This is a genomic window from Streptomyces sp. 147326 (genome assembly GCF_045000215.1).
Taxonomy (GTDB): Bacteria; Actinomycetota; Actinomycetes; order Streptomycetales; family Streptomycetaceae; genus Streptomyces.
Map to the genome: position 1 here is coordinate 5,178,389 of NZ_CP134201.1, position 19,955 is coordinate 5,198,343.

The window sequence follows — 19,955 nt, forward strand, 5'->3', positions numbered from 1 at the left end:
CCGTCAAGACGACCCACGTATGAGGCTCCGGCGGGGGATTTCCGTCGCCGTCGTGGCCGCCGGCGGAGCCGTTACGACCATGCTCGTGGGGCTCGTCACCAACGCCGTGTCCGAGTCGGAGTGGCCCGGGTGGCTGGGGTGGTTGCAGCGGCATGGCTGGTTCTCGTTCGCTTTGCTCGGTGGGGCCATGGTCGGGCTGGCGGTGCTGCTTGCCGCGCTGTCGGAGTCGGGGGCGCCGGAACGCCGCACCGCGCCGACGCCCCAGCCAGAGGAAGGGGTGGTGCCTCCAGGTGCTGCCCTCGTCCTGCGGTCCCTGCCGCGCGACACCACCGCGTTCACCGACCGGACCGCCGAGCTCGAGGCGCTGGTGCGGTCCGTACGGAACTCGCAGGAGAGTGGCGAGGCGCTGCCTGTGCACGTGATCGACGGAATGCCAGGAGTCGGGAAGACGACGTTCGCCGTACACGCAGGGCATGTGCTGTCGGAGCGGTTCCCGGACGGCCAGCTCTTCGTGAATCTCAACGGGCACACGACGGGAAGGCCCCCCGTACAGGCCACGGAAGCGCTCGCATCGTTGCTGGCGGCGACCGGAGTGCCGGCGCAGCGGATCCCTGTCGGCGACGACTTGGGTGCGGTCACCGAGGCGAGGGCGGCCATGTGGCGGAGCCAGCTCGCGAACAAGAAGGCACTGCTCATCCTCGACAACGCGTCCAGCTATCGCCAGCTGGAGCCCCTGCTCCCCGGCGGGAGCGACTGTCTCGTGCTGGTGACGAGCCGGAAGCGGTTGGCTGCGTACGAGGAGGTGGTCCTGCCAGTGGAGGCGTTGCCGGCGGAGCATGCGGTCGACCTGTTCGTACGCCTCAGCGGGCGATCGGCGGAGTCGCTCGATCGGTCCGTCCTCGAGCAGTTGGTGGAGCTGTGCGGGTACCTGCCACTGGGGGTGTCGTTGCTCGCCGCGCGGCTGCGCCATCGCCCGTCGTGGAGCGCCGAGGATCTCCGTGCGCGTCTGGTCACCGCCGGAGACCGGCTGGGAGAGCTCCGAGCTGGGGAGCGCGCGGTCGCCGCAACGTTCAGTCTGTCCTACCAGGACCTCACACCTGAGCGGCAGCACTTCTTCCGGTGTCTCGGCCTCTACCCTGGAACCGAGCTCGATGCCTTCTCCGGGGCCGCGCTCGGCTCGGTCTCGGTGGCGGCAGCACGCGAGGGACTCGACACGCTCTACGACGCCCATCTGATCGAGGAACACCCGGGGAGCCGGTTCCGGCTTCACGACCTCCTACGCGACTATGCCCGCGGTCTCGCCGACGAGGGAGGCAGCATGGCCCCTGTTCATGCCGTTCAGCGCGTGTGCTCCTACTACCTGGCCGCCCTCGCTGTCGCGAACAGACACATTGCCCGCAGCGGCGCCTCCACTCCGAATCCTCCGGATGAAGCCGCCCAGTTCGAGACTCCTCCCATCGATTCACGTACGGCAGCTCTCGGCTGGCTGGAGGACGAGCGGGCCAACGTCCTGGCCTGCATCCGAAGGGCGAACGATCTCGCGCTGCACGAGTTGGTGATCCACATGGCTGCGGCGATGGCGCCCTTCCTGCGGCAGGCCGGGCCCTGGGACCAAGCCGTTGGCCTCCACCGGACCGCCGCCGAGGCCGCCCGGCACACCGGCGACCGGCGGGCGCTGGCCAACGCGCTGGCCGAGCTCGGCGTCGTCCGGCGCTTCATGGCGGCCTACCCCGAGGCCATCGAGGCACTGAACGAAGCGGTGACGGAGTACGAGGCGGTCGGCGAGAAGCGAGGCAAGGCCGACGCTCTGAACCAGGTCGGCATCGTCTGGTACATGACCGCGGACAACGACGCCTCTGCCCGGGCGCAGACCGAGGCCCTCGCGCTCTATCGGGAGATCGGCGACCGTCTCGGCCAGGCCAACGCGCTCGCGGACCTCGGCATGGTGCGCAGGCAGACCAGCCAGTTCGACACAGCGGTTGCGGCACAGACCGAAGCGCTGGCGATCTACCGGGAGCTGGGTGACCGGTACGGAGAGGCCAACTCACTTCGGGACCTTGGCGTCGTGCACAGTCTCCTGGGCGAGTATGAGCTGGCTGAGCAGCGCCACTGTGAGGCATTCGGCATCTACCAGGAACTCGACGACCGGGTCCACCAGGCGTACGCCCTCAACGAGCTCGGAGTCGTACGGCGCCTGACCGGCGATCCCACCGGAGCGCGGGAGGCTCACACCCAGGCACTGGAGTACTTCACGGAGCTCGGCGAACGGTTCGGCCGCACGAACAGCGTTCGCTACCTCGGGGTACTGGACCGCATGGACGGGAACGTCACGGAGGCGATCCGTCTGTTGGATGACGCCCTGGGCTCGTACCGCGATCTCGGCAGCCGTGGTGGCGAAGCCGCCGCTCTGGGCGAGCTGGGTGCGGCGCGCGGGGTCGCCGGCGAGCGGGACGGTGCCGTCGAGTCGGTCCGGCGGAGTCTGGACATCCTCCGAGAGCTCGGCGACCGGTCCGGTGAGGCGGAGGTCCTGAACCACTGGGGGACGCTGCTGCACTCCTCCGGTGACTGGGCTGCCGCCCGCGGACTCTTCGAGCAGGCGCTGGGGCTGGCCCGCGACATCCGCTGCCCGCTTGAAGAGGCACGGGCTTTGGAGGGGATCGGCCGTTGCGACTGGACGGCCGGCGAACGGGCGCGGGGCGAAGGGGCGCTGCGTGAAGCGCGCGATGTGTACCGACGGTTGGGCATCGGCGGGGCGGCAGATGTCGTCGAGCGGCTCATTGCGTCGCAGGCCGAGTAGCGGGGCACGTGGCTGGATTCGATATGTCGCCGAGGGTAGCGTCGCTGCTACCTTGCGGGCTGGTCTGCCGCCTCAATCGCCGTTGCACTGCCCCGAGGAGCGTCGAATGCCGTCACGTACGCCCGTTCCCGCGCCGCATGCTCCGGCGCCCGTCGTCGCGGAGTCCATCAACGGTTCGGCCGTCCTGGATCGTGTCGCCGTCCGCGTACGGCAGCGGCTGGCGGCCGAGCAGACGGCGTCGAACCACGCTGGCGAGGGTGGTCACCACGCTTCGCTGATCTGGACCTGGCCTCTGTGAGCCGTTCCGCTCGATGACACCGCGCGCGAACGTTGCCCCCTTTCGGTCGTTCATCCTCAAGGTTGCCAATCGCTGCAACATCGACTGCGACTACTGCTACGTCTTCAACTCCGCTGACCAGGCGTGGCGGCACCTGCCTGCCCGGATGAGTACGAACGTGGCCCGGGCGGCTGGGCTGCGAATCGGTGAGCACGCAGCGGTGCACGACCTGCGGAGCGTGCACGTCGTACTGCACGGCGGTGAGCCGTTGCTCGCCGGCCCCCGGCACATGGCAGACCTGCTCGGCGCCGTACGGGAGGGAGTTCCGGCCGGTGTGGCGGTCCGTTTCGAGCTTCAGACCAACGGGACACTCATCACGAAGCCGTGGCTGGACCTCTTCGAGCGGTACGAGGTCGTCGTGGGCGTCAGCCTCGACGGACCGCCGACTGCGAATGACCGGCACCGGCTGACGCACGCCTCGCGATCGAGCGCCGCCTCGGCCGTACGAGGCATCGAACTCCTGCGGTCCCGGCCGCACCTGTTCGCAGGGCTGCTCGCCGTCGTCGACCTGGCCAACGACCCGGTCGAGGTCCACGACTACCTGGCGTCGTTCGAGCCGCCTGTGATCGACTTCGGCCTGCCGCACGGGACGCACGACGAGCCGCCGCATCGCGACGACCCGAGTGTGCCCGAGTACGGGTTGTGGATGAGCCGCGTCTACGACGCCTGGCTCGCCCGGCCGGAGCAGCGGCACAGTGTGCGGATGCTGGAGGACATCGTGGCGCTGAGCTCCGGGGTGCACAGCTCGGTGGAGTCCCTCGGTCTGGCCCCGCCGACGAGCATCGTGATCGAGTCGGACGGCACGATCGAGGGAGTGGACACCCTGCGGTCCGTCGAGGAAGGCGCCTCCTGGCTGGGACGCGACGTCTTCAGCCAGTCCTTCAATGAGGTCCTTCACCATCCGAAGCTCCTGCACCGGCAGAACGGGAAGGCCGCGCTCGCCGATCAGTGCCAGAGCTGTCCTCTGGTGGAGGTGTGCGGTGGGGGCTATCTACCGCACCGCTTCAGCACCGACCGCGGCTACCGAAACCCCTCCGTCTACTGCGCGGATCTGGCGTACCTCATCCGGCATGTTCAGGGCTCCCTGCGCCAGCACGGCTGGGCTCCTCAGGCGATGACGCCCCCATAGCCACGAGCCGTGCCGCCACGCCAGGATCACGCATTGAAACGAACGAGTGAAGCGATGAAAGAGCGACAGGAGATGTCGATGACCGTGACGATCCGCCCCGCCGAAAGGCGCGACACCGTGGCAGTGGCCGATCTGATCGAGGAGATCGAACGGTTCTACGGATCGACCGAGATCCAGCCACTCGAGGAGCGCCGCTCCCAGGTGGAGGAGGCGCTCTTCGGCTCCCCGCCGTTGGCGTCCGCTCTCTTGGTCGAGGACGAGGCTGGTGATCTCGTCGGGCTCGCCGCCTACTCGTTCCTCTGGCCGGCGGCCGGCTCCTCCCACTCTCTCTTCCTGAAAGAGCTCTATGTCCGCGGCACCCTCCGCCGCCAGGGCGTCGGCGCCCGCCTCATGGACGAGCTCCGTACCCTGGCCTCAGCACGTCCCGGATGCAGCCGGGTCGAGTGGATGACGGACCGCAACAACCCCGGCGCGCGCGCCTTCTACAAGTCGTTGGGGTTCGCGGAGTTCGACGGGAAGATCGTCTACCGTGTGGACACCGGTACGACGTGAGAGTGGGGCGGGGCCGTGAAGGAATGGCGTTGCGAGCGCTGCGACTTCATCATCGGGCTGGGCTGTGCGTGCCCGCCCGACGGATCCACGCCAAAAGCCCGCCCAGCGCCCTCGCCCCGGCAGGAGTGGCGACGTTTCCCTGCGGACACGATTCTGATTTCACCGACGCAGTACGCGCACATTCCCGGGGCCTCCACCCATCTGACCGAGGAACTGGTGACTGCCCCGCGCTGGGGATGGATCCCCACACCTCCGGGCGGGCTGTGGCACCGGTTGAGCAGTAGCCATCCGGCGACCGCGACCGAGGGAAACATCACACGGCAGGCGATCAGGCGGTGCGAGGAGTGCCAGACATCGCTTGCGTGATGTGAGCTGCCTGGATTGTGCTGGGAGTGGTCGCATGCATTGCCGGGGGCGCGGGGCCTGGGGGTTCTGATGGGCCAGCGCCCTGGCGGCGAAGGCGACTGGACCGACCTTCCCCCTGCCGGGGCGCGACCGGTTGACGTGTGCTTGCAATGCCGCTGTCTCCGCGGACGGCTGGGTGTCAGACCGCACCGCAGCTTTTTCGGGCGTCAGTCGACCCCTCTCAGGTAGACGCGGCTGCTCCGTTCGTCGATCTGTGCCACCGCGACCTTGAGCCAGTTCAGGTCGCCCTTGCAGGGAGCGCACACCTGACCCTCCCGGACCTTGGGAAGCGAATCCGGTTCCGGCAGCCCCAGGCGTGCGAACGGTGTGGCCGGTGTTGCCTCGGCGGCGAAGGGCTGCGCGCGCAGTCTGAGGGGCTGCTCCGGCTTCAGCTGGGTGAGGAAGGGCTCCACAGCTTCCGCAGGCAGGACGAAGGACAGGATCAAGCCGTCGTCCTGGAACCCCCTGCGGTGCGCCGCCGCGGTTTGAGTCGCTGCAGAGGGGACCTCCACGTGCAGGGTCCGGGCGATGGACTCAGCGGTGGCCCCCTCGACCCAGTCGGACGTCCCCGGGTCCGCCGAGCGGCCGCCTTCCCTGCCGCTACCGCCGGACGCCCCGGAGCATCCGGCGGCGAGGGCGCCGAGCAGCACCGTCGCCATGGCAAGCGCCGGGGCGCGCCCTGGGCGTCGCGCGCGGATCATCGGGCGGCCGAGTTACGGCCGATATCCGTGCGGGTGCCGCTCCGCCCGGTGTCCTCGGGTGCGGGCCAGGACCCTCCTGCCGACAGATCGTGCTGCTGTACCGAGCTGCTTCCTCGCATGTCGAACTCCCTGGCCAGTCCTGTTGTGTGCATACGAGCCATGTCGGCGTCGGTGACAGTGGTCGGTCCGATCGGCGTGGCCTTGCCCGGGTCCCAGTTGTACCGGTCCCACACGTTGACCTGGTAGTCGATGCTGACCTGCGGCTTCCCGTCGGGTCCGGGGACGGCGGTGACCACCCCGGTCGTGTTGGTCATGCCGCTGCCTACGGCCAGGTACCAGTTGTTCGTGCCGTCCGGCCCCTTTTCGTGCTCGTATCCACTACTGCTGGATTCCACGGGGATGGCGACGGGCTTGCCGCCTGACTTCTCGAACACTTCCAGTGCCTGCTGCCGCCACTCGTCCTGCTCTGCGGCCCGGATCCGTGCCACCTCGTCCCGGAGCGCCGGGTCGTCGGCCAGCATGCGGTCGACGTCCAGATCGAGCGTCTTGCCGCTGCCGTTGAGGTAGTGATCCATGTGTCGGGCCGCGTCGGTCTTGCCCATGAAGTCGCCGGAGTTCGAGATGCCGTTGGCCTGGATCTCTTTCCAGTAGTCCGATATTCCTGGCGATTTGAGGTCGTACGGGCCGGCGCCGTCGTCCGCGGCGACCTGCTTGACCTGAGGCCGAAGCAGGCCGGCAGCAAGAAGGTCGTCCCGGTGCTGGGTCCACAGCTGGGCCCGAGCCTCGGGCCCGAGTGACTGCCAGAGCCGCTGCAGCTCCTTCCGCTGTTTGGTGTCGGCCTCCTCGCCGAGCCCGGCCAGTTTCAGTGCTCGCGGGAGCATCTCCTGGTCGAGGGAGGTGTACGTCGCATGGCCGGCGTTGTGCGGATCCGCGCCGTGGCTGCCGCGCAAAGCGCGTACGGCAGCGGCATCGACCTCGGCCGCATGGCTCACCACTCCGCTCAGGGTGTCGGCGTACCAGCGCATGAGGTCCTGCTTGCGCTGGCCGGGACCGTCCACCTCACAGACCAAGGCATCCTCGATCGTCACCGCTCCGCCTTGCCCCACACGGACGTTGAAGCCTGCCTCCTTGGCGTCGGCGGTCACGTTCTTCGCCTGCTGCTGGATGGCCACCAGTTCGGAGTGGGCGTCCTGGAGGACGCTGAAGATGCTCTGGGCTTCCGTGTGGAGGTCCTCTATCTCCTTGACCGTCTTGCCGACGAAGGCGCGGGTCACACCGGCGTTCACGCCTTCCCAGCGAGCCTTCTCGGCTTTGGCCTTTGCCCCGTCGCGCGCCTGTCCCCCCAGGCTCTGCAGAGCGTCGGCCGTGCGCTTCCAGTCCTGAACGGCGGATCCCAACTTCGTGAGGTCCAGTTCCATGAGGTCCGAGTAGTCCATGCCGTGCTCCCTACTTGAGGTACTCGTCGATACGGGAGACGGACACGGCCGAGCCGTCGCGGTTGCGGAGCGAGGCCGCGATGGCCTCGTCGTCCGCGGCGTGCGCCTTCTTGGAGTAGTCCAGGTGGTTCGAGATGTGGGCGCATGCCTGCAGGACCGTCTTCACCTGAGAGGTCCACACGGACACGGTGGTCTCCAGCTCGCCGCCGAGTGAGAAGCCGGCCGTCTTCAAAGATGCTGCGGCCTGCATCGTGGAGCCGCTTCCTGAACCGTCGGCACCGGCGCCGGCGATGTCGGCCTGCTTCTGCAGTTGCCCATGCAGCAGGAACGCCTCGCGCCCCACTTCGCCCAGGTCATCCTGGTGTACGACCAGGTCGGCCTGCCCACCACCAGGTTCGCTGGTCAGCTGGTTGAGGCGCATCGACACCTGGCGCTCGCCGGCGACATCTGCCTTCGCCTTGTCCCACTCATCCCACACCATGGCGTTATTTGATCATGACATGCCGGAACTTTCCCGGGCACCACCCCGCCCCTTGTACAAGCTGATCGGCCCGCTGCCCCAGGTGAAACCGGAGACAGCGGGCCCAAGGCATCCGTCAGGGGTCAGCCGGCAGCTCCCAGAGGAGAGGCCAGACCGAAGGCATGCCAGCGTTGCGCGTTGGAGCCATTGCAGTCGAACAACACGAGCTGGGTGCCGTTGTCGATCCGTGCGCTCGGGAGGTCGAGGCAGCGGCCGGACTGCGGGTTGTAGAAGCCGCTCGCAGCAGTGGGGAGCCATCGCTGGCCCCCGGTTCCGTCGCACGCCGCGAGCTGAGCGGGGGTTCCGTTCGCGACGCCACCGCCTGCGGCGGTCACACACTTGCTGACCACGCGCATCTCGCCGTTCTCGCGGATCTCGAAGAGCTGGGGGGCGCCTGGGTCGGCGTTGCAGTCCCAGATCTGGATGCGGTTGCCCTCAGCCGTGCTTCCGTGGTTGTCGTCCGCGCATTTGGTGGCGCTGACCGCGGAGACGAGGGTCGTGCTGGTGGCCGAGGGGACGGTGGAGTGGTTGAAGACCGTCACGTTGCTGATGCGCCCCTGGAAGAATGACGAGGGCTGGCCCGCATTCTTAAAGCGGCCCAGGACCAGAGAGCCGGTGGCGTTCCAGGCATTGCCCTTGGCGTGGTGGCCGGTGCCGGCGAGGGTGCCGTTGACGTAGAGGGCGATCAGCCCCGTCCGGTCGTCGTAGGTGGCGGTGAGCTGGGTCCACTCGTTGACCTGGACCTTGGCGGCGTCGTTGACGACATGGGTCCGGTCGTAGTCCCAGTTGTCGTCGTCCTTCTTCGACAGTCCGAACTGCCACGTGCCGTCCTGGTCGTGCCAGATCGCGAAGCCGCTGGAGCTCTGCCCGTCCTGGCTGAGGACGACAGCCTTCTCCTTGGACTTGACCCAGGCGGAGACGGTGAAGCTGCGGGAAGTGTCGAGACCAGAGGCGGCAGTGGTGACGGTTCCGGACCCTGTGCCGTCGAGGGCGACGACCTTGGTGGCCGCGCCCGCCACGGTGTCGTCGGCCCAGGTGGCGCCAGTGGTGCTGAGCGTGGCGTTGTTCCTGCCGCGCAAGTCGGCGGCCGCACTTCCGGTGCCTTCGTTCAGCCTCCAGTGAGAGCTGGATATGCGGGCGTCGCCCATGGTGTGGCCAGCCCCGAATCCGGTGACCTTTCCGGAGGTCGCGATGCCGCCCCAGGTCCGCAGCCGGTGGAGGCTGTCCAGTGCCCAGAGATCGGCAATGCCGTCGGCGCTGGTGTCGCCCGACGAGCCGACAACGGGATGGTCGGCCGCCTTGAGGCCGGAGCCGATCTTGGTGCGCCTGGTGTGGTCGCCGAGGGCTGCAGGGTTTCCGGCGACGTTCGCGTACTGGTAGACGTCGCCGGTGATGTTGTCGCGGGCCCAGAGGTCGGGAAGCCCGTCGCCGGTGGCGTCGCCAGGGGCCAGCAGGGTGAGGTTGTCCCAACCGGAGGGGCTGAGGACGAGTACGACCGGATCGCGCAGCTCGCCCGTTGCACCGGTGCCCTGGAACAACACCAGCGAGCTACTCGTGCCGTCGTTCTCCACCGTGAGCAGGTCGTTACGAGGTGCGACGCCTGCTTCCGGCAGCGCGTCCCCGACGGCGAGGATCTGGTTGACCCGGGTCCAGTTTTCGACGTACTCGCTTCCGCACGGCCGGCCTGTCGCGGCGACGGTGCAGTCCTCCGTGTAGGGCCGCTGGACGGGCATGGCCTTGGCTGCGTGGTAGTAGAGGCCGCCGTTGGCTGCGAGCCCGCCCTGGGTGAGGGAGTTGCGGTAGAGCGTGAGCTGTCCGTCGCGGTAGGTCCACAGGTCGTCGATGCGGATGCCGTTGCCGCCGCGGTGGGTGGTCAGCGTGCCGTTGCCCCAGCCCTTGCCTCCAGGGCTGTTGGCCGCGTTGGAGGCGATGACGCCGCCGGCGCCCGGGTCGACGGCGGTCGGGTAGACGACGAGATCGCCGTTGCCGGTGGGGGCGATGAAGTCGACGCGTTCGTCGCCGGTGATGTCCCCGAGGGTCGTCTTGGCGTTCGGGTTGTCGGGCACGTAGAAGGCGTACGTGTGCTGCTGCGAGCGGTTGCCCGCGCGATCCACTGACTGGACGCGAAGGATGTTGGTGCCCCAGGTCGTGGGGGTGAGTCTGATGGTGGCGCTTCCATCAGCGCCGACGTCGACCGAATTGGCGCCGCCCACCGGGATGGTTCCGTTGAGAGACCACTCGTAGGAGATGACGCCGCTAAGCGAATCGGTGGACTTCACCGTGAAGGTTCCGGACTGGCCGATGTGCTGCGTGGAGCCGGGCAGTGTGCCGGACGGCGGGTATTCGGCGGAGGTGACCACGGGAACGGACGGCGGCTGGGTGTCCATGGTGAAGCTGCATCCGGTGACCCAACTGGAGTTCACGTCGCCGTCACCACTCTGGACGCGCCACGTATAGGAGTGGCCGTCCGCGAGGTTGGTGGGGTGGGCGGAGACCCAGTGCGTGCCGCTCGCTGCTCCGATCCAGCCGCTGTCGAAGGCGAGGCTCGAGTCCGCAGTGTCGTAGACGAGGAAGTGGGCGTCGTTCGGTTGCCCGTCCGGGTCCCCGATCCATGCGCTGATGCTGAGGCCGGCGTAATTGGTGGCGCCCACCCAGCCGCAGCCGTTGCCGTTCGGGTTCGTGGGGGCCGGGTAGGTACCCAGCTCCCACGGGGCGTACGGGGGCCGGTTGTACTCGACATACAGGAACGGCAGATTGTTCTTGTCGCGCGTAAACCTCTTGAAGGAGCTATTGCCGCTGCTCTTCGACTCGTTGGAAGCGAAAAGCCCGTAAGTTACGCTGCCGCGCCAGTGGTTGGCAGCGATGTGGTCGCGCACGTCCCACTCGCCGCGTGTCGTGGAGCCCGGGCAGCCCGGGCCGCCGGCGCTGTTGAGAGCGGTGGTGCGCAGGACCTCCCAGTCGCGCGGCTGGGTGTTCCAGGTGATGTCGGAGAGCAGCGGTTCGGTGGAGTGCAGGTCCACGTCGTAGGTCCTGCTGCACGTCGCGTCCGCCGCATACGACTGGGTCGCGAAGAAGGACGCCTTCTTGATGCTCTTGTCGCCCAGATCACTGGTGTCGAGCTGGACGTAGTAGCGCTCCAGCCCGGTTCTGGTCCGCCAGCGCTGGTAGCCGACGCCGGGGTCGTAGGTGTCGCCGTAATCGTCATAGCTGACGGTGGTGGGGTACGCCTCCTGGACCCATGCCCAGTGCTGAGTGCCGCGGCTGGTGGGCTGCCAGGCCGGGTCGATGTAGACCGGGTACGCAGTGGCGGGGTCCGCCAGGAAGGCCTGGTCAGGGGTCAGGACGAGAGACTCCTTGCCCAGCTCGGTCCGGAGTCGGGACACCTTTGCGAAGTCTCCTGGGCCGTCGGTACCGGAGAGGGGCTTGGCAGGCTCGTCGTCCGAACCGGCCGGCGCGGTCCTCTTGGCCGCCTCGGAGAACGTGGCGGGGCTGGAGGACTTGGTGAGCGGGGCCCGGACCGGGGCGGTGGAGTCCCACATCGTCGGGGTGGGTGCCTGGAAGACGGTACGGCCGGAGGCGTCGGAGGCCTTCAGGTTGCCGTGGCCGTCGGAGGAAACGGTCACGCCCTGGCCCTTGAGCCCCGTGGTCAGTTTGGCGAGCTTCGGATGCCTGGCGGCTTCCGAGGACTTGACCACGAGGATCTGCGAGATCCCACCGGCCTTGTCGGCCGTCACCTTCAGATCGGTGCCCGGCACCACTTCGCGGTAGAGGGCGCTGTCGCCGTCCAGGGCAGGGGTGGGGAGCGGCTCAGGCCAACTCAGAACCAGTTGCTTGCCGTCCTGGTCCAGAGTGGCGAGTGGCGTGGTGCCGCCGCCGGACAGGGTCAGGCTGCCGACTGAGGCCTTCGGGCGGAGCGTGCCGTCGCCCGCCTTGACGAGGGTGGCGTCGAGGTCGACCCACTTGCCGTCGCGCTTGGTGCGCAAGGGTGTGACGCTGCGCGTCAGGCCGAGGGAACCGTTCGGATTGGCCACCACGGTGTCGGTCTCGGTCGTCGCCGCCGCCACGGGTACGGGCTTTCCGGTGCGCTTGGCCTCCGCGAGGGCGGCCTCCTCTGCTCGTTCCCGTTCGGTAGTAGGCCGCTTCGGCGGCGTTTGGGCGGCCGGTGCTGCCGGTCTGCCCACTCCGGATGCCGCTGACGCGGTGGGCGCTCCGCCAACGGATGTGATGGTCAGGGTCAGCAAGACCATTCCTGCAACGGCGATCGGCCGACTGGCTGGTCGCCTCTCTCTCAGTGTGCCCCCCACGGCGGACTCCCCGGTCTGAATAGATGGCTGTCAACTGGGCGTGAACGCTAACAGCCCTTTGCTTCCAGTCGCTGCGGGTGTGAATCTGGAATCGCAGATTCCTTGGAGCTTATTTCCGTAATCGGGATCAATTGACTGACGTGATCGAGTCACTTTGCTGCCTGACGGGCTATTTTCGGTCATGTTTCCTCGATGTGCACGCCGGTGGGGCACTCCTTGTCTGAATTGCTCTCGATTTTGCGATTTGCTAACGCGCTAGGCTGCCAGGCCAATTGATCCACTCGGCGACCTTGGGGGGAATGCCGTGTCGGTACCAGCGGCTGGATTTCAGCCAGTAAGAAGAAAATCGAAGATTAAACAGAGCGTCGCGATTCCGGTATTAGTGGCGCTCTCGCTGGTCGTCGGATCAGGCACGGCCGAGGCCGCGCAGTGGCAGCCCAAAGAACAGCGTCGCTGGTCACCAGGCAGCCTGAAGAAGACCGAATCGGTCTCCGGGAAGAACGCCCCGAAAGCGGAAGCGAAAACTCCGAAGGGCGACGGGGCGCGAGCATGGCGGCCGGTGGACGTGTACTGGCCACCCGCTTCGCGGGCGGAAGTGGACCTGGGCGCGGTGTCGTCCCTCCCTCCGCGCAGCAATCTTCTCGCCGCGCCTACGCCCTCCGGTGTCGCCGCGCCTCTCGCCGCCGACCCGAGCCGCGCGGGTGCTGCTCCCGTCTGGGTGAGCTCGGCGCCGGCCAAGGACGCGCCGCGCACCGGCAAGGCCGCCGTGCAGGTCACGGACAGGTCGGCTGCGGAGAAGGCTGGTGTGCAAGGGCTGCTGCTCGCAGTCCGACCAGTCGGGGAAGCGCCGAAGGGCGGCCCTGTCAGAGTTTCGGTGGACGCCTCGTACATCGCGGGAGCTTTCGGCGGCGACTGGCTCTCACGAGCCCGCCTGGTGGCTCTGCCCGAGTGCGCACTGACGACTCCCGAGCGGGCGGAGTGCCGTACGCAGACACCCCTGCCGACCGCCAAGGACGGCAACCGTGCCGGGTTCCTCAGCACGGAAGTGACCCTCAAGGGAGCCTCGGCAGCGGGCGGCGAGCGTGCCGGCAGCGCCTCGGACGCCACGGGCGGGGCAACCGTGATCGCCGCTTCAGCGGCTCCGGGCGGCCCGGCGGGTACGTATACGGCCACCAGCCTCGCGCCCTCCGGCAAGTGGACCAGTGGCGGCAACGCGGGCGGCTTCTCCTGGTCGTACCCGATCAACGTTCCCGACGGGCTGGGCGGTTCCAAGCCCGCTGTCTCCCTCGCCTACAACTCCCAATCCGTTGACGGCCGCACCGCTGCCACCAACAACCAGGCTTCGTGGATCGGTGAAGGCTGGGACTACTCGCCCGGCTTCGTCGAACGGGCCTTCAAGCCGTGCGCCAAGGACGGTCAGGCCGAATCGAGCGAGCAGTGTCTGGCCGGCCACAACGCCACCCTTTCCTTGAACGGCAAGTCCTCGACCCTCGTGCGGCACGACGCGACCGGTACCTGGCGGCTCGAGGACGACGACGCATCGAAGGTCGAACGGCTGACCGGCGCGATCAATGGCGACAACAATGGTGAGTACTGGAAGGTCACCACCGCGGACGGTACCCAGTACTACTTCGGCGCGGGCCGAAAGCCGGGCAGCACAACCGCTCCGCCGACGAACTCCGCCTGGACCACACCGGTCTACGGCAACAACGCCGGCGAGGAGTGCCACCAGTCCACCTTTGCCGCGTCCTGGTGTCAGCAGGCCTGGCGCTGGAATCTGGACTTCGTGGTCGACCCGCGCGGCGGGCTGATCACCCATTGGTACGACACGGAAACCAATCACTACAAGCGCGGAGCGTCGGCGGCGACACCCAATGGCGATCTCACCCCGTACATTCGTGGCGGGAATCTCAACAAGATCACATATGGCTTGAAGCTCACCGATGCGGACACCGTCAAGCCGACCGCCCAGTTGCTCTTCGGCACCTCGGAGCGTTGCCTTCCCGAGAAGGACGTTTTCGACTGTGCCTCGGCCAAGCTGACCAAGGCCAACGCCACCAAGTGGCCCGACGTCCCCTTCGACCAGAAGTGTGCGGGCACGGGCACCTGTGAGAACTACTCCGCCACGTTCTGGACCACCAAGCGCCTCACCAAGATCACTACCCAGGTCCTGAACACCGCCGGCGGCTACGACAACGTCGACCTCTACGAGCTCAAGCACGAGTTCCCCAATCCCGAGGACCACACCGCGCCCGCCCTGTGGCTCTCCTCGCTGACCCGCACCGGCTACGACGGCGAGAGCACGTTCGAGACCAAGCCGGTCACTTTCACCGGCAAGCTGAGGAACAACCGCGTCGACTCCAGTGTCGACAACAGGCCCGCGATGAACCGGCGCCGCATCGTCGGGATCACATCCGAGACGGGCCAGGTCATCGATGTCGGATACGCGGACCCGGACTGCGGTCCGGGAGCCGGCCTGCCGTCCTCGAAAGACGCCAACACCACACGCTGCTTCCCGGTCTACTGGAACCCGGACGACAAGAGCCCGAACGATCCGACCCTGGACTGGTTCCACAAGTACGTCGTCACTCGCGTCACCGAAATCGACCCCTTCGGCGGGTCCCGCCCCCAGGAGACGCGGTACGAGTACGTCGGCGGCGCCGCGTGGCACCGGGACGACGAGGAACTGACCGAGGACAAGCGCCGGACCTGGAACCAGTTCCGCGGCTACGAACAGGTCATCACCCGCGCCGGTACCGCCCCCGACGCCGTCTCCAAGACCGCGAACTTCTACCTGCGCGGTATGGACGGAGACGTCAAGGCCGACGGCAGCAAGCGCACCGCCACCTTCACCGGCCTCACAGGGAACACGGTCAAGGACAGCAACCCGCTTGCCGGCACCCTCCGCGAAACCCAGACCTTCGCCTCCGACGGCGGCGAACTCGTCACCGTGTCCCAGAACGAGCCGTGGCTCTCCGCCGCCACCGCAACTCACAGCCGAGGTACGAAGCTTCCCGCCCTCACCGCTCAGATACAGCGCGAGGGCTCCTTCCAGGAGAAGAAGCTGCGTGCCGACAAGACGTGGCAGACCACCTCGGAGACCGTGAAGTACGACGATACCTACGGCATGGAGCAATGGACCCTGGACCGGGCCGATGGATTCCCGGACACCTGCACCGTGACGTCCTATGCCCGTAACACCGCCAACTGGATGATCGACCGCGTCTCCGAAACCGTCGAGACCCGCAGCAGCGACTGCACCGCGGACGCGACGGAGGCGAACACCCTCAGCCGCAACCGCACCTTTTACGATGGCCAGCCCCACGGCACACTCACCGGATCCGGCCAGGTCACCAGTACGGAGGAACTGGACCGCTTCGAGTCCGGTCAGCCGAAGTACAGCGTGAAGAGCGCCACCACCTACGACGCCTACGGTCGCGTCATCAGTGCCACCGATGCCGCCGGTGCCAAGACGACCACTGTCTACGAGCCGGCCGCGCCAGCTCCCGCCACCACGGTCAAGGTCACCAACGCCAAGGACTGGACGACCACGACGACCCTGCACCCGCTGCGTGCTGTGCCGGTCAAGACCGTGGACCAGAACAACCGCACCACCGAGGTGGCCTACGACCCGCTCGGCAGGACCACGGGCGTCTGGCTCCCCGGCCGCGCACGCAGCGCCGGCGCCAGCAAGGTCTTCGAGTACGACCTCACCAACACGGCCGCGAGTTCCGTCACCACCCGGACGCTCCGCTCGAACCAGTCGTACGCGACCTCCGTCGCCATCCTCGACGCGTTCGGACAGCAGGTCCAGGTCCAGTCGACCCCGCAGAACGGAGCGGCAACCAGCCGTCTGATCACGGACACGCACTACGACAGCCACGGTCGTGCCTTCAAGACCAACGAGCAGTACTTCAACACCACATCAGACCCGGTGAAGACCCGCTTCATTGCCGACGAGAACATGGTTCCGGGCCAGAACGGCACCCTCTACGACGGTATCGGCCGTCCGGTCGCCAAGACCTTCTCGTCCAAGGCGATCGAGCAGTGGCGCACCACCACCGCCTACCCCGGCGCCGACCGTACCGACACCACCCCGCCGAAGGGAGAAACGGCCGGCAGCGTCATCACCGACGCCCTCGGCCACACGGTCGAGCGGCGCAAGTACAAGTCCGCCAAGCCCGAGGGCGACTTCGACAGCACCCGGTACGCGTACAACACCGATGGGAAGCTCACCCGGATCACAGACCCGGCCGGGAACGTCTGGACCTACGAATACGATCTCCGCGGCCGCCAGATCCGCTCGCTGGATCCCGACAAGGGCGCCTCGACCACTACGTACGACGATGCCGGGCGTCCCGTATCCACCGAGGATGCGCGCGGCACCAGGGTCTTCACCACCTACGACATCCTGGGCCGCCCCACTTCCCGCAACCTGAACACCGTCGACGGCACCAAGCTGGCCACCTACGAGTACGACACCCTGCTCCCTGGCCAGCTCACCGCCTCCACCAGCTGGGTGGACGGTAAGCCCTGGCGTCAGGAGACCACCGGATACGACACCGGATACCGGTCCACCGGCACCAAACTCACGGTCCCCGCAGGCGAAGGCGCACTCACCGGCACCTACACCTCCGCCACCACCTACGACCCCATCACGGGGCTGGAGCGCCGCACCACGCTGCCCGCCATGGGCGGCCTGCCCGAGGAGCGCCTGAGCACAGGCCGCAACGTCAACGGCCTGCCAGTCTCCTACGGATCGGACAACGTCGGCTACGTCAACTTCACCGACTACGACGAGTTCGGCATGGTGCAGCGCACGACCTTCGGTGACGACCCGCGGCAGGTCAGTTTCACCCAGACCCGCGACCCCGCCACCGGGCGTCTCCTGAACACTCAGCTCAAGAAGCAGGACTCCGGGTCACCTGTCGACATCACGGACTACACCTACAACCCGGTCGGCGATGTCACCTCGGTCACCAGCACCCAGGGCGCCGCACGCGAGACCCAGTGCTTCACGCACGACTACCTGCGCCGCCTGACCCAGGCCTGGACCGACACCGGAACCACCACGACCCAGCCCGGACCGTCCGTCCCCGGCATCGGCGCCTGCGCCAACGCCGCTCCGCAGCCCGGCAGGGTCGGCGGCACCGCGCCGTACCACCAGTCCTTCACCTACGACGTGACCGGCAACCGCACCTCATCCACCGACCACGACCCCGCCGGCGACCCGGCCAAGACCGTCACCACCACTCACACCTACCCGGCGCCCGGCTCCCCGCGCCCCCACGCCCCGACCTCCACCACCAAGAACACAGGCGCAGGCCCGTCCGTCAGCAGGGCGACCACCTACGACGCAGCAGGCAACACACTCACCCGCCCCGGTGCCACGGACACCACGCAGACGCTGACCTGGACGCCCGAAGGCAAACTCGCCTCGGCGACAACCGCTGCCGGGACGTCCACGTACCTCTACGATGCCGACGGCAACCGGCTGCTGCGCAGGGACCCGGGGAAGACAACTCTCTACCTCGGCTCGAACGAGCTCACCCTCAACACCAGCACGAATGCAGTGTCCGGTACGCGCTACTACGCCGCCCCCGGCGGCACCACCGTCGTCCGCACGTCCGACGGCAAGATCTCCTACGTCGCCGCCGACCACCACAACACCGGCACCACCGCCGTCGATGCCGCAACCCTGCAGGTCCAGCGCCGCGCGACCAAGCCCTTCGGCGAGGACCGCGGCTCGGGGCCGGCCGCGTGGCCGGGAGAACGGGGCTTCGTCGGAGGCACGCAGGACAAGAGCACCGGACTCATCCACCTGAAGGCCCGCGAATACGACCCGGTGATGGGCCGCTTCCTCTCAGTGGACCCGCTGATGGTGGCGGACGACCCGCGCCAGCACAACGCCTATCAGTACGGCAACAACAGCCCGCTCACCGAGTGGGACCCCACGGGTGAGGCCCTCCCGGAGTGCCAGAGTGGCATGTACAAATGCACCAACGGCAGCAATGCGTACGACTACGGCCACAACTATGAGAAAGAAGTCGCCATTGCCGGCGGGACGCTCGATACGGCGTATGTGAAACGGAAGATCCGCGCCAACTATGCCTGTCGAAAAGACCCCGGATGTAAGTCCTCCAATAGGGGTTGGTCAACTTCCTCGGTGAAGGCGGATAAGAAGCCGCAGAAGAAGGGTTTTGTCGCGAAAATCCGTGACGCGTGGAACGTCAGCCTTGGGAGTTCAGACTGGTGGAAGCATAAGGGTGTAAATCTCGCCATCGGAGTTGTTGCGGCGGCAGGCACGGCGGCATGTATCGCGTCTGTAGTCTGTGGCGGCGGGCTGTTCTTAGTAGGCGCTGCCGCACTATTCACGGCTGGATTAGGCGCTCACATGGCGGTTGCATCCGAAGAGGAAAGGGCTCGCGGGGCAACTCAGTTCCTGCTCCCTACCGCGAAGGCCGAGGCTATGGGGATGATCGGCGGTGCAACGTTTGGGCGAGGTCTTCTGGGCGGCCTCGTTCTGGGCCCAAAGCAGGGCATCGCGGGTCCGGGGCTGACGACTCGAGGGGCCTCTGACCCGCTATTCGCTGGCCTTGCCAGGAACGACTACGCTGGCATGACGGGGAGGGTGGTCACATACATGAAGAACCTATTCTAGTTGAGTGCGAGGGTTAGAGGCGTGCCGCTGCCCGACTTTCCTTCGGGCAGCGGCGCCTTGTTGGTTCTAGTCGGTTCAAAGTTGCCGCGGCGCAAGGGATTTGGCGAGCGTTGGACATCGGCGATCAGGTGATCACATGCGTGATCTCCATGTGCTGAATTGATGGCCTGCTGTTGAAGGAAAAGGTGTTTGGGTGTGGAGATTTTAATAGGTGGCGTCATGGTTGCTTTGGCCTCGTGGGCCGTTGGTGCCGTAATGAGGTCTGTGGTTTCCCGAAGGGCCGCTAGACGGTCTGTGGCCGGTGCCCCGCGGGAGGGCTTTTCCGTCCCTTGTAGGTTGGCGTGGGCAGCCGGTATCGGTAAGACGGGCTTTGTCTATGGGAAGCTGGCTAGGGGTGCTGCAGGTGTATGCTTCATTCGGCCGCTCCAGAGAATTACGCATATTCCGGCGGGTGGCAGAGTCTCGCGTAATTCCCATTGGCGGCCAGGGATGCAGATCTTGCAGTATCGAACGCCGGACGGTGGGGATCTTCGAATTCTGTGCTATGCCGCCGACAGCGACACCATTGTCCGGTACTTGCGTGTTCCTGACCCGGCCGACTTTTCCTGAGCCCCGCTGTTCTGGGGGTGCCGATTGAGAGTGTCGGGTCGTGCCGGTTCCGGGATTGTCAAGAGGGCTTCGCTCATCCTGCCGAGGATGCCCTGGTGTACACCGACGCGGATCCCGATTGGACGTAGGCTACTGGTGCTGCATCCGGATCTGGAGGGGGCTTGCTCGTGGACGATGACTCTGAGAAGGCGAGGGGCGCCGACTCGGCTGCCCTCCCGTACACCCGGGACATTTGTGACGAACGCCATTCCGTGCGCGCGGCGCTGCGTACGGATCTCCCAGCTGCTCATCTTGGCCTGGTAGTGACAGCCGTCGCCCTGATCGTGGTTGGCAGTTTCGCCGGCCTTCGATGGGCCTTGATAGTGGCTGCCGGATTCGCGGCTTGGTTTCTCATTGCCCTGGGTGCAATTTTCATCGGTAGTGGTCGTGGGTGGGGCGCCGTCCGCCGCGCTTACATCGTCACGTTCGGCTGGGGAAACTGGATCTGAGTGTGCCGTGCACACC

General features: G+C 67.1%; 10 protein-coding genes. 6 read left to right on the forward strand and 4 right to left on the reverse strand.

Annotation, left to right across the window (positions count from 1 at the left end; translation table 11 throughout):
* The first annotated feature begins 19 nt into the window (after window positions 1-19).
* The 4 genes from haaT (at window position 20) to haaN (ending at window position 4,815) form a co-directional block, all read left to right on the forward strand.
* On the forward strand, window positions 20-2,797 hold the full coding sequence (gene haaT / locus RIU97_RS23805; RefSeq protein ID WP_404959606.1) for a cyclophane-containing RiPP biosynthesis TPR protein HaaT: 2,778 nt from the start codon (window positions 20-22) through the stop codon (window positions 2,795-2,797).
* Window positions 2,798-2,903: 106 nt separating this feature from the next.
* Entirely contained in the window at window positions 2,904-3,095 is a 192-nt protein-coding gene (haaA, locus tag RIU97_RS23810; RefSeq protein ID WP_383923002.1) for a HaaA family cyclophane-containing RiPP peptide, read from the forward strand.
* Between the two features lie 13 nt (window positions 3,096-3,108).
* Complete coding sequence (locus RIU97_RS23815; protein WP_404959608.1) at window positions 3,109-4,263, forward strand: FxsB family cyclophane-forming radical SAM/SPASM peptide maturase; 1,155 nt, start codon at window positions 3,109-3,111, stop codon at window positions 4,261-4,263.
* A gap of 78 nt (window positions 4,264-4,341) precedes the next feature.
* Window positions 4,342-4,815, forward strand: coding sequence for a cyclophane-containing RiPP N-acetyltransferase HaaN (gene haaN, locus RIU97_RS23820; RefSeq protein ID WP_404959609.1), 474 nt, complete (start codon window positions 4,342-4,344; stop codon window positions 4,813-4,815).
* A gap of 572 nt (window positions 4,816-5,387) precedes the next feature.
* Here the strand turns inward: haaN and RIU97_RS23825 are convergent.
* The 4 genes from RIU97_RS23825 to RIU97_RS23840 all read right to left on the reverse strand — a co-directional run bounded on the left by RIU97_RS23825 (window position 5,388) and on the right by RIU97_RS23840 (window position 11,941).
* The gene (locus RIU97_RS23825) at window positions 5,388-5,879 is read right to left on the reverse strand and encodes a hypothetical protein (RefSeq protein ID WP_404959610.1); all 492 of its coding nucleotides are present in this window, start codon (window positions 5,877-5,879) and stop codon (window positions 5,388-5,390) included.
* Between the two features lie 38 nt (window positions 5,880-5,917).
* Window positions 5,918-7,357: a hypothetical protein gene (locus RIU97_RS23830; protein WP_404959611.1), complete on the reverse strand. Its 1,440-nt coding sequence runs from the start codon at window positions 7,355-7,357 to the stop codon at window positions 5,918-5,920.
* Window positions 7,358-7,367: 10 nt separating this feature from the next.
* Window positions 7,368-7,838 carry a hypothetical protein gene (locus RIU97_RS23835; RefSeq protein ID WP_404959612.1) on the reverse strand — a complete coding sequence of 157 codons (471 nt, stop codon included), beginning with the start codon at window positions 7,836-7,838 and terminating at the stop codon, window positions 7,368-7,370.
* 122 nt (window positions 7,839-7,960) lie between these two features.
* Window positions 7,961-11,941 (reverse strand): LamG-like jellyroll fold domain-containing protein, encoded by a 3,981-nt coding sequence (locus RIU97_RS23840; RefSeq protein ID WP_404959613.1) that lies wholly within the window; start codon window positions 11,939-11,941, stop codon window positions 7,961-7,963.
* 544 nt (window positions 11,942-12,485) lie between these two features.
* On the opposite strand from RIU97_RS23840, the gene RIU97_RS23845 reads away from it, so the two are divergent.
* Both RIU97_RS23845 and RIU97_RS23850 read left to right on the forward strand, forming a co-directional pair.
* On the forward strand, window positions 12,486-18,842 hold the full coding sequence (locus tag RIU97_RS23845; protein WP_404959614.1) for an RHS repeat-associated core domain-containing protein: 6,357 nt from the start codon (window positions 12,486-12,488) through the stop codon (window positions 18,840-18,842).
* 776 nt (window positions 18,843-19,618) lie between these two features.
* Entirely contained in the window at window positions 19,619-19,939 is a 321-nt protein-coding gene (locus RIU97_RS23850) for a hypothetical protein (protein WP_404959615.1), read from the forward strand.
* Window positions 19,940-19,955 lie beyond the last annotated feature (16 nt).

Excerpts from the sequence above, each read along its gene's own strand:
- RIU97_RS23835 (WP_404959612.1), bottom strand. The coding sequence starts at position 7,838 with ATGGTGTGGGATGAGTGGGACAAGGCGAAGGCAGATGTCGCCGGCGAG.
- haaT (WP_404959606.1), top strand. The coding sequence starts at position 20 with ATGAGGCTCCGGCGGGGGATTTCCGTCGCCGTCGTGGCCGCCGGCGGA.
- RIU97_RS23815 (WP_404959608.1), top strand. The coding sequence starts at position 3,109 with ATGACACCGCGCGCGAACGTTGCCCCCTTTCGGTCGTTCATCCTCAAG.
- RIU97_RS23825 (WP_404959610.1), bottom strand. The coding sequence starts at position 5,879 with ATGGCGACGGTGCTGCTCGGCGCCCTCGCCGCCGGATGCTCCGGGGCG.
- RIU97_RS23830 (WP_404959611.1), bottom strand. The coding sequence starts at position 7,357 with ATGGACTACTCGGACCTCATGGAACTGGACCTCACGAAGTTGGGATCC.
- haaA (WP_383923002.1), top strand. The coding sequence starts at position 2,904 with ATGCCGTCACGTACGCCCGTTCCCGCGCCGCATGCTCCGGCGCCCGTC.
- haaN (WP_404959609.1), top strand. The coding sequence starts at position 4,342 with ATGACCGTGACGATCCGCCCCGCCGAAAGGCGCGACACCGTGGCAGTG.